At 40.2% G+C, this 16,059-nt stretch carries 14 protein-coding genes; 10 read left to right on the plus strand and 4 right to left on the minus strand.

Translation table 11 applies throughout. From position 1 onward, the window contains the following. Nucleotides 1–40 precede the first annotated feature (40 nt). Entirely contained in the window at nucleotides 41–652 is a 612-nt protein-coding gene (locus MTF68_RS11940) for an alpha-ketoglutarate-dependent dioxygenase AlkB (RefSeq protein ID WP_004587146.1), read from the minus strand. Nucleotides 653–694: 42 nt separating this feature from the next. Between MTF68_RS11940 and MTF68_RS11945 the strand changes: the two genes are divergently transcribed. Genes MTF68_RS11945 through MTF68_RS11960 form a run of 4 tightly spaced genes read left to right on the plus strand, consistent with a single transcriptional unit; the run spans nucleotide 695 to nucleotide 4,445 of the window. Beyond that, nucleotides 695–1,837: a methyltransferase gene (locus tag MTF68_RS11945; RefSeq protein WP_024034301.1), complete on the plus strand. Its 1,143-nt coding sequence runs from the start codon at nucleotides 695–697 to the stop codon at nucleotides 1,835–1,837. A gap of 1 nt (nucleotide 1,838) precedes the next feature. Next, nucleotides 1,839–2,399, plus strand: coding sequence for a YajG family lipoprotein (locus tag MTF68_RS11950; RefSeq protein ID WP_096042114.1), 561 nt, complete (start codon nucleotides 1,839–1,841; stop codon nucleotides 2,397–2,399). Between the two features lie 2 nt (nucleotides 2,400–2,401). Beyond that, entirely contained in the window at nucleotides 2,402–3,019 is a 618-nt protein-coding gene (locus MTF68_RS11955; protein WP_004587149.1) for a peptidylprolyl isomerase, read from the plus strand. A gap of 46 nt (nucleotides 3,020–3,065) precedes the next feature. After that, complete coding sequence (locus tag MTF68_RS11960) at nucleotides 3,066–4,445, plus strand: MFS transporter (RefSeq protein ID WP_004587150.1); 1,380 nt, start codon at nucleotides 3,066–3,068, stop codon at nucleotides 4,443–4,445. 71 nt (nucleotides 4,446–4,516) lie between these two features. Here MTF68_RS11960 and MTF68_RS11965 read toward each other — a convergent pair whose 3' ends face one another. Further along, entirely contained in the window at nucleotides 4,517–4,756 is a 240-nt protein-coding gene (locus tag MTF68_RS11965) for a helix-turn-helix transcriptional regulator (protein WP_004587151.1), read from the minus strand. Between the two features lie 499 nt (nucleotides 4,757–5,255). On the opposite strand from MTF68_RS11965, the gene MTF68_RS11970 reads away from it, so the two are divergent. Then, nucleotides 5,256–5,444, plus strand: a complete 189-nt coding sequence (locus MTF68_RS11970) for a hypothetical protein (protein ID WP_004587152.1) — start codon at nucleotides 5,256–5,258, stop codon at nucleotides 5,442–5,444. A gap of 48 nt (nucleotides 5,445–5,492) precedes the next feature. On the opposite strand, the gene erpA is transcribed toward MTF68_RS11970, so the two are convergent. Next, nucleotides 5,493–5,831 carry an iron-sulfur cluster insertion protein ErpA gene (erpA, locus tag MTF68_RS11975; RefSeq protein WP_002958911.1) on the minus strand — a complete coding sequence of 113 codons (339 nt, stop codon included), beginning with the start codon at nucleotides 5,829–5,831 and terminating at the stop codon, nucleotides 5,493–5,495. A 248-nt stretch (nucleotides 5,832–6,079) separates the two neighbouring features. Here erpA and MTF68_RS11980 point away from each other — a divergent pair, with 248 nt between their 5' ends. The 5 genes from MTF68_RS11980 to MTF68_RS12000 all read left to right on the plus strand — a co-directional run bounded on the left by MTF68_RS11980 (nucleotide 6,080) and on the right by MTF68_RS12000 (nucleotide 12,652). Next, nucleotides 6,080–7,762, plus strand: coding sequence for a chloride channel protein (locus MTF68_RS11980; protein WP_055252948.1), 1,683 nt, complete (start codon nucleotides 6,080–6,082; stop codon nucleotides 7,760–7,762). Between the two features lie 7 nt (nucleotides 7,763–7,769). Continuing rightward, nucleotides 7,770–8,204, plus strand: a complete 435-nt coding sequence (locus MTF68_RS11985) for a CopD family protein (protein WP_248442964.1) — start codon at nucleotides 7,770–7,772, stop codon at nucleotides 8,202–8,204. Between the two features lie 116 nt (nucleotides 8,205–8,320). Continuing rightward, nucleotides 8,321–9,337 (plus strand): aspartate carbamoyltransferase, encoded by a 1,017-nt coding sequence (locus MTF68_RS11990; RefSeq protein WP_248462620.1) that lies wholly within the window; start codon nucleotides 8,321–8,323, stop codon nucleotides 9,335–9,337. A 35-nt stretch (nucleotides 9,338–9,372) separates the two neighbouring features. Continuing rightward, nucleotides 9,373–10,653: a glutamate-1-semialdehyde 2,1-aminomutase gene (gene hemL, locus MTF68_RS11995; RefSeq protein ID WP_248462622.1), complete on the plus strand. Its 1,281-nt coding sequence runs from the start codon at nucleotides 9,373–9,375 to the stop codon at nucleotides 10,651–10,653. A 157-nt stretch (nucleotides 10,654–10,810) separates the two neighbouring features. Continuing rightward, nucleotides 10,811–12,652, plus strand: coding sequence for a methyl-accepting chemotaxis protein (locus tag MTF68_RS12000; RefSeq protein ID WP_248462624.1), 1,842 nt, complete (start codon nucleotides 10,811–10,813; stop codon nucleotides 12,650–12,652). Nucleotides 12,653–12,728: 76 nt separating this feature from the next. On the opposite strand, the gene MTF68_RS12005 is transcribed toward MTF68_RS12000, so the two are convergent. After that, nucleotides 12,729–15,749, minus strand: a complete 3,021-nt coding sequence (locus MTF68_RS12005; RefSeq protein ID WP_024034306.1) for a TonB-dependent receptor — start codon at nucleotides 15,747–15,749, stop codon at nucleotides 12,729–12,731. Between the last annotated feature and the right edge of the window lie 310 nt (nucleotides 15,750–16,059).

Consider the following 16,059-nt stretch of genomic DNA (forward strand, 5'->3'; position numbering starts at 1 on the left):
AGTCACTGATTTGTGCAGCTACTATAACAAGTTAATTTAACTAACTAAATTGCTTTTGTTTAATGTGCTCAATAAAGCGGTACGTTAAGCTGATCCGTGGGTGAGCAAGCGTTGTTTGTTTGGGGATTGCGTGCTGGTAGTCGCGCTGACTATGCCCACTCATCACTAAGCAACTACCGCTTTGTAATTTTAAGTCGGTGACTTTATTGGTGGCTTTTTGTTTTAATTTGAGTACGCGCTCAGCACCAAGTGATATACATACAATGGTAGGTTCAGGGCCTAGTTCTATTTCATCATCACTGTGCCAGCCCATGGTGTCGTTACCATCACGGTAATAATTAACTAATAACGAATTAAGCGGCTTATTTAAATGTCGCTCTAAACGTTTTCGCATTGCTAAAAGCACCTCATCCCACGGCTCTACTATTTGTTTACTGTGTGAGTAACCATATTCAATATTTAAGTCGCTCATAAAACATTGCAAACGTGGAATGGGCCCTGTTCTGCCATACACAGTGACATTAGGCTGCTGCCAATTAAGATTTTTTTGTAAATAATAAAATAAATCGAGGCTTTTTTGCGCACTAAGCGCCTTACTTTGATAAGAAAAGCCGTTTGGTAACTGTTGGGGGTTGGCGTTTTGCCGTTGCATGTTAGAATTTACCTACATTAGATTACTGATCAACAAACCATTATGACGACGCAAGCCCAGCTAGGCGATAAAACATTTACTCTTGAACGTTTCCCTTTGGATCAAAAAAACCGCAGTTTACAAGCGTGGGATTCGGCCGACGAGTACCTTATCAATTATGTTAACGAACATCACCCTGATTGTCGCTCATTACTAATTTTAAACGACGCGTTTGGTGCCCTTGCCTGTTATTTTAGTGAATTAACGGTTTGTTCAGTTAACGATTCTTATATTAGCCACCAAGCTGCAGCCTATAATTTAAAAGAAAATAAACTATCAACAGCCCAATTTACACAGTTAGATAGCTTATCTGCGCTGCCTGAAGAGGTTGATTTAGTACTTATAAAAATACCGCGTAACGTCGGGTTTTTACAGTTTCAATTAAGCGAGTTGAGTGAAGTACTTGCCCCTGGCACACCGGTTATTGCCGCGGGTAAAACAAAGGAAATTCATAACTCAACTATAAAGGCGTTTGAGCAATTTATTGGCGAGACCAAAACAAGCTTGGCCGTTAAAAAGTCGCGTTTAATATTAAGTACAGCTAAAGGCGGTTATAAAGAAGCTAACTTCCCGGTAAGTTGGCAGCTGGAAGGCACTGATTTTAATATAACGAACCATGCCAATGTGTTTTCGCGCGATTCGTTAGATATAGGTGCACGGTTCTTTTTTAATTACTTGCCGCAAACCTCAAAAGCAAAAAGCATTATCGACTTAGGTTGTGGTAATGGTGTGGTGGGTTTAATGACGTTATCACGCTGTCCAAATGCGTCGGTAACCTTTGTTGATGAGTCGTACATGGCGGTCGAATCTGCACGTTTAAATGTAGAACTTAACCAAGCAAATAAATTTGATGATTGCCAATTTATAGAAAACGATTGTTTAACCGGCTTTGCAAGAGACAGTGTGGATATGGTGTTGTGTAACCCTCCATTTCACCAAGCCCAAGCTGTTACCGACCACATTGCGTGGCAAATGTTTAAACAAGCAAAAGATACATTAAAAGAAGGTGGCGAGCTGCGTATTATTGGTAATCGTCATTTAGATTATCACGATAAATTAAATCGTATGTTTGGTAACTGTAAGCTATTAGGTTCAAACAAAAAGTTTGTAGTGCTCAGCGCAACTAAAAATAGTGGGATGCTATAAAATGAAATTAACTAAATTTATTTTAGCCTGTTGCTCCATGCTGGTGTTTAGCGCATGCAGTAACCAGCCAAACCAAGTGATATTAAACCCGGTTTATAAAAGTGGCCAAATTAGCGTTATTTCAGCCAGTTTAAGTACCAGCGTTATTGATTTACGTGGTGATAGCGCCACCCTTAAGCTTGTTGAGTCGGACAAAACCAAAACCTTTGCCAGCCAAGATATTGTAACCTCTGTTAAAAGCGTATTAGATAGCGCGCTAAACCGTAACGGGGCAAGCATTTCTAACCTAGCAACAACCCGCTTTGAACTAGACATTCATGCCTTACAAGCACAGGTGACTGAAAAGCTCATGAGCCATACCAGCGAAGCGCACATTGAGCTAGGCGTACGGGTCATTCGCTCTACCAGCAATTTTAGTAAAGTGTATCGTGGCAGTGCTAATTTAGAAGGGCCGCTGAGCCACGATCGCGCCAAAATTGAAGGTCAACTCAATAAGTTGACGGAACAAATTATAACCCGCATTGTATCGGACCCAGAATTAATTGAATTTTTAGAAGGTTAACAATGAAACGATTTTTAATCTGCTTAAGCCTACTATTTAGTGTAAGCACCTTTGCCGCGCAAGAAGGCCGTTTTGTTCAAAAAGACAATATTTTTCCGCGTGTAGAAATAGTCACGTCATTGGGTAGCATTGTGGTTGAGCTAGACCGCTCAAAAGCCCCTATTACGGTAAATAACTTTTTAACCTACGTAATGGATAAAAGTTACCAAGGCAGTATATTCCACCGTGTAGAACGTGATGTTGAAAACGACCGTGACTTTGTAATACAAGGTGGTGGCTACGATAAAGACCTTGATGGCTTACACGAAAACGACCCTATATTTAACGAAAGTGGCAATGGTTTAAAAAATGATATGTACAGCATCGCTATGGCGTATCAAGACCGTGAACCGCATTCAGGAACTCGCCAGTTCTTTTTTAATATGGATGATAACGATCATTTAAACCCAGGTAGAGATTGGGGCTTTGCCGTGTTTGGCAATGTAATGGATGGTTACGACACGCTAGATAAAATTATGGCTGTAGAAACCGGCTTTAATGAAAAAATTGGCTACGACTTTGTACCAAAAACGCCTGTTGTTATTTTAAATATTAAAGTACTTGAGCAAACCCCATTATAAATCACTGAGGTGCAACTAAGTTGCACCCAACGCCAATGAAGGCCCTATGAGCAAAACCCTCTCAGTAAGCGAATATTTCTCGTATTTTAAAGATAAACGTTTAATCAATATTTTTATATTTGGTATGAGCAGTGGTTTTCCATGGGTACTGATTGGCTCTGTGATGTCGGCTTGGCTAAAAGATGAAGGCCTAAGCCGCAGTATGATTGGCTTATTTGGTATTGTATTTGGCGCATATAGCATTAATTTTATGTGGTCGCCGCTTATTGATAGAACCAAACTGCCGTTATTGTACAAATGGTTTGGGCAACGTCGCAGCTGGATTTTATTTTGCCAAAGCTTTATGTTTATTGGCACCCTGCTTTTAGCGGGGCTTGATTTAAAAGCAAACTTAGCGATTGCCGCCGGCTTGTGTTTACTCATCGCAGTCGCCTCTGCCACACAAGACATAGCAATTGATGCTTTTAGAATAGACACGTTAAGCGAAAACGAATCTCATAAAGCCACTGCAGCTGCTGCTATGGCCACATCAGGTTGGTGGACAGGTTATGCATTACTAGGGGCTATACCTTTTTACATGGCCGATATCCCCTCTTTAGATTGGCCACAAGTGTATTACTTTTTAGCCGCTGTTATGTTGATACTAATGAGCGGCGTGTTATTTGCCAAAGAGCCTAAATCAAACCGAGAAGCTGTTCACGCAGAGCTTGAGCGCGTATACCTTGAAAAACTAGCCAGCATTAAGCAAACGCCCTTTACTAAAGTGATTGCTTGGCTTGGCGTTACAGTGGTTGATCCCTTTAAAACCTTTTTTGCTAAAAATGGGGTTAAAACAGCCCTTGCCTTATTAGCATTTATTTTCTTATTTAAAATAGGCGAAGCTTTTTTAGGGCGTATGTCGATTGTTTTTTATAAAGAAATAGGCTTTAGCAACAGCGATATAGCCACTTTTTCAAAAGTAGGCACTGCAGTACTCACCATTGCTTTTACCTTTGTGGGCAGCTTGTTTAATCAAAAGTACGGCATTGTAAAAGGGCTATTTATAAGTGGTGTAGCTATGGCGGGGTCTAATTTAGCATTTTCGGCTATTGCGCTGGTTGGCCCTAATTTAGGCTTATACGCTTTTGCTATTGTAATTGACGGCTTTACTCAGGCTTGGTCGTTAGTCGCTATGGTGGCATTTATATCGATGTTATGTGACCGGGCATTTAGTGCAACACATTATGCTTTACTGGCTTCGCTTGGGAATTTAGGGCGTACATTGCTTTCAAGTTACAGTGGTGTGGTTATTGATGATTGGCTAATGGGAAATTGGGCATTATTTTTTGTGTTAACGGCATTAATGGTAATACCTTCGCTGGTGTTTTTATATTTGATTAGGCATAAGCTCTATCAGTTAGAGCAAAATTACCATAAAAATATGTAATGCATCCCTGCATTAACGTGATTTGCTTAGGCCGTTCAAGTGCCCCTTATAACACCCTAAGCAAAACAATATTAATCCGCTTTAATTAAGCCTAGCGCTTCATGCGGATCAACTTCAAGTGCATTACAGTAACGTACAAACTCAATAACATCTAAGCGGCGTTCTTGATTTTCAATCTTACCGATAAATGAGTGAGGTGTTCCTAGCACTTGTGCCAGGCTACGCATTGTATGACCCTTTTCATGGCGTTTTGTTTTAAGCCATTTAGTTAGCTTTTCGTTTTCTTCAGAAGAAACAGTCTTGCCCATCATTTTACATCTCCTACTAGATGATATGACATACCCGTCAAAGCAGTAGTCACACAATGATTGGAGGCATATAAGCAGATACCCACTACATTATTCAATAGCAAGCTATTGCTTAAATAAGCAAAGGTATTGCTACTTATTCAACCTACCAATCTATTCAGTGCTAACCCGCAAAAATAGGATATAGGTTTATTTTTATTAAGAGTGAAATTTTGCCCGTCTCACTCTTGGATACATTATATACTATTAACAGTTCGGTTAAATAATTAATTACATAGTTTGCATAAATTTACCCAACCACTAACCTTTACTTATACTGAATATTTAAGTTAACGTACCAAAAATATTAAGTTTTTTCCTAAAAAATTAATTGTAAGATAAAAGCACTTTGTTACAAATTAACGTGCGAATAACCTTGCTGTATTGATGTTTAAACAACAGTAAGGGTAAAAAAGTTCCCATAAATAACGTTTTTCCCTAACTAAGGGACTAAAGAGGAAGTATGTTTAGAGTCTTATTTTTGTTGCCTATTTTACTATGCTTTTTATGGTTTTTGTTTTTACGTCACTACGGAGTACCCATTAAACAAGGTAAAAAAGGCTTTTTATACATACTTGCCTTTTCTGCTTTTGTATTAGGCTTTTTTGTATTAATAATGCAGTTTACCCATTACAGCCCAATTGAATTTTAGGCATTAAAAAAGCCGCTAACGCGGCTTTAATAGCTAAGCGTAAATTGCTTAAACGCTAAAACTTGCACCACACCCACAGGTAGTCGTTGCATTAGGATTAGATACAAAAAAGCGTGCGCCTTCTAACCCTTCGGTGTAATCCACTTCGCCATCAACTAAGTACTGAATACTCATTGGGTCAATAACCAGGGTTACACCATTTTTAACTATTTCTAAATCGCCAGGATTTGCTTTTTCATCAAAAGTAAAACCATATTGAAAACCAGAACAACCACCACCTGTTACGTAAACACGCAGTTTTAAATCTGGATTTTCTTCTTCGTCGATTAACTGTTTAACACGAACAGCAGCTGCATCGCTGAACTTTATTGGTAATTCTTCAGACATTTTAAAACCCTCAATATCGCAATGGCGTGATTATCTAATACCCGAGTGTTTTAATCAAGTATAGTCAAACATCTCTTGTGCTATCTTAGGCTTTTAACTATTGCTTTAGCCGATACGATAGCAAAATGTGTTTTCAGTGATTGCTGTAATATTTGTTAATATAAGTGTTTAAAATTGCAAAATCACAAGGACTTACCTGCACACTTTTGTTAAACTGCTCGCTGAAAAAATGTGGCGGGGAATACAGCATGTGGCTTGAGCAACTCAGGCGTCGATTAGCAAAACCAAAAACCTCTGTGCAATTATGCTTATTAGGCGTAAGTGCTGGTTTAATTGCTGCATTTTTTATTATTTTATTTCGCTTAACGATTCTGTTTTTTCAAAGCTTATTTTTAGACACTCCCGATAATTTTACTACTATCCCCACTCTTGAACGAGTTTTAATGCCGTTGATTGCTGCGCTACTGATTGCTACATTTGCTGCATTTACTGGCTTTAAGCACTACCGATTAGGCATTCCTTTTGTTATTCATCGTATTAAACGCCACTACGGGCAAATGCCGCTTTACAACACCGTAAACCAATTTGTTGGTGGTGCACTGGCACTTATTAGTGGTTTTTCGGTGGGCCGCGAAGGGCCATCTGTTCATATGGGCGCAACTGGCGCAAGTATATTAGCCGATAAACTTCATTTACCGCATAACGCCATGCGTACATTAAGTGGCTGTGGTGTCGCCGCTGGTATTGCGGCCTCGTTTAATACCCCACTGGCTGCGGTTATTTTTGTAATGGAAGTGGTGCTACGTGAGTACAAAGTGCATATTTTTGTACCAATTATGCTTGCCGCACTAACTGGTGCATTAGCGACTCAATTTGTGTTTGGTGAAGGCTCAGAGCTTGCACTTATTAGCATTACGCCATTGAGTGGTTGGCATTACCCATATTTAATTTTATGTGGCATGGCCTTAGGGGCAATTGCCTATAGCTTTAATCAAAATTTAATGCTGATCATAAAAACATTTAAACCTTTAAGCATGTTTCCTCGTTTACTCATTGCAGGTTGTATTGCGAGTATTATTGCCTATGCAGTGCCCCAAGCGATGGGTTCGGGTATGAGTGCGATTACTATTGCGGTTGAATCGCCTGAAAACGCGCAGCTACTTACCACTATTTTAATAGCTAAACTGCTGGCGACCCTGTTTGCCATTGGCCTAGGAATACCGGGTGGCTTAATAGGTCCCGTTATTGGGCTAGGTGTATTAACAGGTACTTTAATGGCCTTTTTTGCTCAATTTATAAGCCCAGGTGCTGACATTGCAGGCACATACGGCGTATTAGGAATGGCAGGGTTACTCGCGGCTACATTACATGCGCCTTTAGCAGCATTAACAACTGTGATGGAGCTTACGTCCTCGCCAGAGATTATTGTACCGGCCATGTTAGTGATAACAACCGCCTATGTAACGGCGCTGCAAGTATTTGGCAATCGGTCTATATTTTTGCAACAGCTCGATTTTCAGGGGCTACCCTATCATGTATCGCCCGCAACGGAGGCGCTACAAAAAGTGGGCATAATGGATGATATGGATGAGGACTTTAAACTGCTTTATTCAGACGATAAAGAGCAAATTAAAAACACCTTAGACGCCATGGACAGCCAAACCCCTTTAATAGTTTACGATGAAGAAAACGGCTATCGCCTAGCAGAGTACGACCTTACCCTGATGTCGGGCGAAAACATAAATATAAACTACATTAGTTTACAAGGCATTAGCAGCCAGTCGACCTTAGCTGATGCCTTTGATATTTTAAAAGATAAACGCAGCGGCGCCCTGTATGTATACAACTTGCTAGATGATCAGCAAATAATGGGGCTATTACGCTGGGATCAAATAAATAATATTTTAACTATTCGTAACAGCCTACTTTAGGATTCTTATGAGCGCTTTACTAATTTATAAAACACTGCACATTTTTTTTATGATTGCTTGGTTTGCCGGTATTTTTTATTTACCTCGGTTATTTGTATACCACGCAATGAGCGAAGAAAAAGCCTGTAACTCAATGCTTAAAGTGATGGAACGCCGGCTACTCTTTTTTGTTACCCCGTTTGCTATTTTAACGGCCGTTTTTGGTGTACTCACTATTGTAGAATATGGCCGTGAGTGGTTTAGATACAGCATGTGGCTGCACTACAAACTGGTACTGGTCATTATTTTATATCTATATCACGGCTACTGCTTTAAATTACTGAGCGACTTTAAACACGACAAAAATACCAAAACGGACCGTTTTTATCGTATTTTTAATGAGCTCCCAGTTATTGCGCTGCTAATTATTGTTGCGCTTGCGGTAATAAAACCTAATTTATAAGCTGTGTAGCGCATGTTAAACTGCGCTGCAATTTACAATACTTGCTATAACACGCGCGATTGCGTGCCCCATTTTTATGGATTATCGCGCCCCTTTGATTGATTAGGAAAAACCCCATGTTAAGTTTCCAAGGTGAACATATACTGTCGGTAAATCAACTCGACAGAGACTGCATTGAGCGTATTTTTGCAGTAGCGAAAAAAATGGAGCCTTATGCTAAAAAACAAAAGCAAACAACAGTGCTAGAAGGCGCTATTTTAGCTAATTTGTTTTTTGAACCAAGCACGCGTACGCGTGTAAGCTTTGGTACTGCCTTTAATTTACTAGGCGGTGGCGTGCGCGAAACAACCGGCATGCAAAGCTCAGCCCTAGCTAAAGGCGAATCGCTTTACGACACTGCGCGCGTTATTTCGGCTTACGCTGATGCCGTCGCTATGCGCCACCCTGATGCAGGCTCGGTAAGCGAATTTGCAGACGGTTGTACCGTACCGGTAATTAATGGTGGTGATGGCCCAAACGAGCACCCTACTCAAGCACTACTTGACTTGCTTACTATTGAGCGCGAACTCAACCGATTTGACCAAAACATTGATGGCATGCATATCGCCTTAGTTGGCGATTTAAAATATGGCCGCACAGTACATTCATTATCTAAATTATTGTGCCATTACAAAAACGTAAAATTTTCGATGGTGTCCCCCGATGGCCTGCAAATGCCAACGAGTATTTTAGATGCGGTAGAAAATGCAGGCCATAAAATACAATTAGTCAACAAAATGGAAGGGAACTTAGCAGCCGATATTGTGTACCAAACACGTATTCAAGAAGAGCGCTTCCCTTCACAAGAAGAAGCCAATAAATACCGTGGCGGCTTTAGAATTAGCCAATCAATTTATAACGCGCACTGTAAGCCAAATTCCGTGCTTATGCACCCGCTCCCACGCGATAGCCGTTTAGAAGCTAATGAGCTTGATAACGACTTAAACAGTAACGACAATTTAGCTATATTCCGCCAAGTACAAAATGGCGTGTTAATTCGTATGGCACTGTTTGCTTTAACCCTCGGCGTAGAAAACAAAGTCGAGCAATATGAAGTAGACGTACCTTGGTTTAGCCGCAAACGCGACAGCTAAACACTTTTACCAAGCGACAACTAATAGGATTTTTCATGACAATAAGCCAAGATTTATTTAATCGTGCACAAACTTCAATTCCTGGTGGCGTAAATTCGCCTGTACGTGCATTTAACGGTGTTGGTGGTACGCCACTATTTATTACCAAAGCCGAGGGTGCCTTTACCTTTGATGCCGATGGTAACCGTTATATCGATTATGTAGGTTCATGGGGCCCGATGATCATGGGCCATAACCACCCAGCTATAAAGCAAGCTGTTCACGAAGCGGTAGAAAACGGTTTAAGTTATGGGGCGCCCACTGAAGCTGAAATTTTAATGGCCGAAAAAGTAAAAGCGCTTGTTCCCTCAATCGAAAAAGTACGTATGGTAAGCTCGGGTACCGAAGCAACAATGAGCGCCATTCGCTTAGCCCGTGGCTATACAGGGCGTGATAAAATCCTTAAGTTTGAAGGTTGTTACCACGGCCATGCCGACTCATTATTAGTAAAAGCAGGCTCTGGCGCATTAACCATGGGTGTGCCAAATTCACCTGGTATCCCTGAGGATTTTGCAAAGCACACACTTACCGTATCGTTTAATAACCTTGATGAAGTAAAAGCTGTATTTGAAAAATACGCAGACGACATTGCCTGTATCATCGTTGAGCCAGTAGCGGGTAACATGAACTGTATTCCTCCTGTAGAAGGTTTTTTAGAAGGCTTGCGTGCAGTATGTGATGAGTACAAATCGGTGCTTATTTTTGACGAAGTAATGACCGGCTTTCGTGTTGCTTTAGGTGGCGCTCAGGCGTATTACAACATAAAACCTGACTTAACATGTTTAGGTAAAGTCATTGGTGGCGGCATGCCTGTTGGTGCCTTTGGCGGCAAAACCGAAATTATGGATTACATTGCGCCAGTAGGGCCGGTTTACCAAGCCGGTACACTTTCTGGTAACCCTATTGCAATGGCTGCGGGTTTAAAATCGCTTGAGCTATTAAGTGAACCAGGTTTGCACGATAAGTTAGGAGCTATTTCTAAAGCAATTTGTGAAGGTTTTGAAGCAGGCGCTAAAAAAGCAGGCATTCCTTTAACCACTAACTACGCTGGCGGTATGTATGGCTTTTTCTTCACTGAAGCTGAAAAAGTAACCACTTATAAACAAGCTACAGAATGTGATTTAGAACGCTTTAAACGCTTTTTCCACTTAATGCTTGAAGAAGGTGTATACCTAGCACCTTCTGCATTTGAAGCAGGCTTTGTGTGTGCTGCGCACACAGAGCAAGAAGTACAAGCGACTATAGAAGCTGCAGAGCGCGCCTTCGCTAAGCTATAAGCATCCAACACATGTGTTAATAATGTGCGTTATTAACTCTAAAGTTAAAAAAAGCCCTTACGGGCTTTTTTTATTTGTGCGTATTTATAATTGAATGGTTTTTAGCCTTTATACGGTCTCACTTTTTAGACTCACTTTTACCCCACAAGAGAAACGTATGACGAGCTTAAGGCACTTAGCAGCACCTGCTATATCATTAATGGGCAACTTAAAATATAAAACGAAAATTGGTTTAGTTTTTGGTATTTTATTATTACCCCTTGCGCTTAGTTTGTTTTTTTTAGTCTCTTTATTAAGCGAGAGTATAAGCGTCTCTCAAATGCAAAAACAAGGTTTACTGAGCTACAGAGACATTCTTGCAAATCAAATGCAGGGTGAAACCTATAAAAATGTAAAAGTAGCTAAAGCACGTGGTTTTAATGTAAAAGATGAGCAAATGAATGACGTACTTGAGCTGGTTTCAATACAGTCTAATTTGGCCTTAGATAACCAACTTGCGAGTGCTTATGTTAATCGCGCATTAGTTACACCTATACCTGCGCTTATCATGCAGATAAATGCGACAGCGCAAAGCGCTAATACTGTTCTTACTAATCAGCGTTTTACACCAGAGACTTTTATTGCGCTTTCAAACTTAAGTAAGTCGCTACCTTTGTACCAGCAGCAACTCGATAAAATACTTACAATTGCCACCACGGCCGATGCATCTGTAAATAAAGCACTGACGCCCTCTCTCACTAATTTACATAACGCCATAGCCGCTTTTAAAACAGCCATTGATAAAAAGCTGCTTGAACCAGATGATATACAGCTTACACAAAACGAATTTGCAGGGCTTACCAGCCAAGTGCTTAGTCGTATTAGCCAACTAATTGATAAAAGCATCCCTACCCTTGAATCGCTAATAAATGAAAAACTGAACACGCAACGCTTGACTAGAAACACTGTATTAGCTGCATCATTAATTAGTTTATTGATTGCATTTTACTTAATGGTTGGTTTTTATTTTGCGGTAGTTGATACCATTAATCGCTTTGCCGAAGCTGCGCAAAGAGCAGCAAATGGCGACTTAAATGCGGTTATCAATTCAAGTACTAATGATGAAATGGATATTATTGCAGCGCGATATAACGCACTTCTTAATGCCTTTTCAAAACTTTTAGATAATGTAAAAGCAAGTACTGTGGAGCTATGCGGCGCCACAAAATCGCTTTCACAGGCAAGCAGCCAAACGAGTAACGATGTTGAAAAACAGCAAATACGGGTAAACGCTATTCATGATGCACTAAGTAATATGGAGCAAAGTGCAGTGAGTGTAGAAGAGTCTGCTAATCAAGCGATGTTAACAGCGCAAGATGCCGCGCAGCATGTAAAGCAAGGCTCTAACAACACCATGGAACTTGCCAAATACATGCAAGACCTTCAAGTTGAATTTACCGAAAGCCAACAAGCCTTAGATAGACTAGCTCAAGATAGCCAAGAAATTAGTAAAGTAAGTAAAGGCATTAGCGAAATAGCCGATCAAACTAATTTATTAGCCCTAAACGCAGCAATAGAAGCCGCACGAGCCGGTGAACATGGCCGTGGTTTTGCCGTGGTGGCTGATGAAGTAAGAACCCTTGCCCAGCGTACACAAACTCAAACCCAAGAAATTCACCAAATAATTAGCTCACTCCAACAAGCTTCTGACGATACACAACAAAAAATGCACTCAAGTGTCCAGAAGATGGAACAATCGGTAAAAGCCGCCACCGAAACAAACGATATTTTACAAAGTGCAGAGCAAAGCATGGGCGATATAAAACATCAAGGCGAAGAGATAGCACTGCGGGTTAAAGAGCAATCTAACGCAACCACCCAAGCATTAAGTGATGCACAAGAAGTAAGTAACTTAGCTGATCAAACTCTTCTCTCTGCGCAATCTACACTGCAAGACGCACAGCAACTTAGTCAGCTCTCTGATGACTTAACTAAATCAATGCAGTTTTTTAAATCTTGAAAATAATAAAAGTGCTTTTAAATTACAAAAAACCCTTCGATTAAGAAGGGTTTTTAAGGTTAGTTATTAATAAGTATTAAAAGCGAGCTTCCAAACCTATACGAACGTAACGTGGTGTTTGCCAAGAGTATGCAGCATCATGGTACGCATTTACTTCACCTTCATTTTGCTCATAGTGTTCATTCAGTGATGACTCTGTTTGCGAGTTGAAAATGTTAAATACATTAACCGATGCACGCATGTCGATATCAGATACTGTGAAATCATATGCAGCAGATAAATCTAAGTTAAATACCCAAGGTGTACGGCCATTTGTGCCTCGGCTATGTTTTTCATAGATTTTCTCATCTTGATCACAGTCGCCGTTGCCATTTGTATCTGGACACTCATTAGTATAAATGTAGAAAGTATCACCCCAACCGCCATTTAAATTTGGATCGGTAGATGGATAGCCTTGACCAAATAAGCTCTTAGGACGCCCGCTTTGTAAAGTAGCATTCCAGCCTACAGTTAAGTCTTCCATTGGCTCCCAACTACCAAAGAATTTAAATGTATGGCGTCTATCATTAGGTTGATAGCCCTGAGATCCATCCATAACTGCTGGGAAGTCAAAGTCTTGGGTAATACCCGCATCAGCTTGACCAATATCTGATTTAACAGCACCTTCAAAATTACCTACACTTCTAGCCCATGTATAACCAAACTGATAACGAATAGTGTCAGCTTTATAGTCAAGGCTAAACTCTACAGCGGTGTATTCATTATTTGCTTTAGGTAGGCCTATTGTTTCTGCTGAATAGGTAGTTAAAGAACCACTATCTGGAACACCGTCGTTATTGAATGATGAATCTCCCCAATCGGTTCCATTCCAGTAGTAACCGTCACTGTACCAGCTAGACGAATCGCCAGGGTTTATCATTACGCAGTAAGGGTATGCATATCGCCCACAGTAGTCATCTAATGCTGTTGCAACTTCGCGGTATATACCTTTAACACCTACTGTATATTCATCATTTAAAGCTTGCTGTATACCAATAATATATTCATCTTTAGAGAATGGATCAGCCTCTTGCGCTTGGAAGATATCTTTTTCAGGTATAACCGGTACACCACTCACTTGCTGTGAGTTTTGAATACCACCATTCCCAAGCGTGTCAGCTAATGGCGTTAGGCCTGTTGGTGCGCCAGTTTGTGAATCAACACCAGTATACGTATAAGCTGTGGTTATATCACTAACCCCTGATGCGGCTCTAAAAATAGTATTATTGGCTACGGGTAAGTAATAACGCCCATATGTACCATAAACTTTAGTGTCGCCTGTACCTGTAGGATCCCAAGTGAAGCCTAGTCTAGGTGCAATATCTGTTTCAAAGCTAGTTAGTAACTTACCAGTCGTACCCCAGCTATCAAACTCATCAATACGTAAGCCAACTTTAACTGAGAAATCCTCTGTTACTTGCCACTGATCTTCTATGTAGTAAGCTGTTAACTCTGATTCAAAGCTGCCGCCGCCATCAAAGATACGGTCTTCAACATAGTCAAGCGCGGCACCAGTGTTATTTGTTAGTGCGCCATTATCGGCTTGCCAACTACCATTATCTGCAAGAGTTCTGTAATCATAGCTGTGGCCACCAATAGGACTACTTATATTCTCAGACTTACGCTCTTGGTAATCGATACCAAATGTTATTTCATGGTCATTCCATACATATTCAACATCTAATCGGTATTGGGTATTTTCATCATTATTGGCACCAAAGCTACCGCCTGCACCACAGCCAGTGATTGGATTAGCAGTACCTCGAGAGTCGGTAATAGATGGACAAACCAAGTTTTCTGATTGCGTTTCATATTCTGTTTTAATATTACCAGCCATAGCAGTAACAACTAGGTCTTCGGTTAAAACACCCGTATAACTTAAGCTTTGCGCTTCACCACCACGCTTTAAAATGGCACCATCGATACGATCGCCCACAGTACCGTTATTGTATTCGTACACTGAACGCTCAATATCACGACGATTAGAGTAGGCAAAGTAGCTTAACCTATGGTTTTCATTAATATCCCAATCAAGCTTACCGCCCCAAAATAAATTATCGCCACCAGAAGCTGATTCATTTCGGTATTGATCGTTTGGCGAAAATTCATCTCCACCCCACGTGTATGTAGACTCAGTATCTCTTGGGTTAATTAATCCATAGAAAAACAACGTGTCTTCAATCAGAGGACCACCAGCAGAAATAGTCACATCTGTTTTGCTATCAGTGTCTAAGCTTTCATCTCTAAATATTTGACCTGCGCCATTGTTACCACGAGAAATACTTCCCTCTTCTTGCAAAGAGTCTGGTTGAAATTGCACAACTGCCGCAAATTCCCACTCATTTGTACCACTTTTAGTAGTTGTATTTATGGTACCACCGGTTGCGCGGCCAAATTTGGCAGAGTAACCACCCGTTTTAACTTGGAACTGGTCATAGAACTCAAACGGTACTTCACCACAACCAAGGCCTTGGCGTGTATTAGTAACCTCTAAGCCATTAATATAACATGCATTTTCAGCTACTGATGAGCCACCAAACGACGCAGTATTACCAAAAGCACTGTCTCCTTTAACAGCTCCTGGTGCCAACAATGCAACCGAGGTAAGGTCTCTGTTTATCGGCATACGGTCTATTTCAGCATCTGTAATAACTAGGCCAGAATCGGCAGTTGTTAAATCAATCGAAGAAATACGAGCGCCTAATACTTGAATTACTTCAGGACCGGAATCACTGACTTGTGCTAAATCAAAGCTCGCTTTTGCATTAGCACCTAATGAAACGCGCACACTATCTTCAGCTACAACGGCGCCGTTTTTTAAGATTTGTATTTGATAGCTACCTGAAGGCAATGAAGCAAATCGAAATGAACCGTCTTCAGAAATATTTAATGTTCTTTCTAACCCTGTTGCAGGATTTTTTACTGTTACGGTATACCCTGCTGTAGTAGAAATATTATCGATAGAACCTACAACATCAGATGCCACTGCTGGAAGCGCTACACCTAGTGAAGCGAGAACCGCTATTGCCGTAAGATTTTTTTTGAAAATATTTTTCATACTCTTATCCCTGTTAAGTTTATAATTATTTTTGCACTTTATACAAAATGCATACAGAGGGTAACAAAAGGGTACAAATTGTAAATATGTTAATTAAATAAAGATAAAATAGAAATAAAAATAATTTAAAAACAATAACTTAAATTTATTTTTACATGTTTATTTGTGAAATATAAGATTCTCAATGTTAATTTAAAGAAACAAAAACAGACAATTAATTAACAACAATTCAGTTAATTAAACTATTAACATACTCGTTACAATGATCTTATTTTTAATCTCGCAAAGTGCTATTTTACTCTAATTATAC

Origin of the sequence: Pseudoalteromonas sp. 2CM37A (genome assembly GCF_023161885.1) — a bacterium.
Lineage (GTDB): Bacteria > Pseudomonadota > Gammaproteobacteria > Enterobacterales > Alteromonadaceae > Pseudoalteromonas > Pseudoalteromonas atlantica.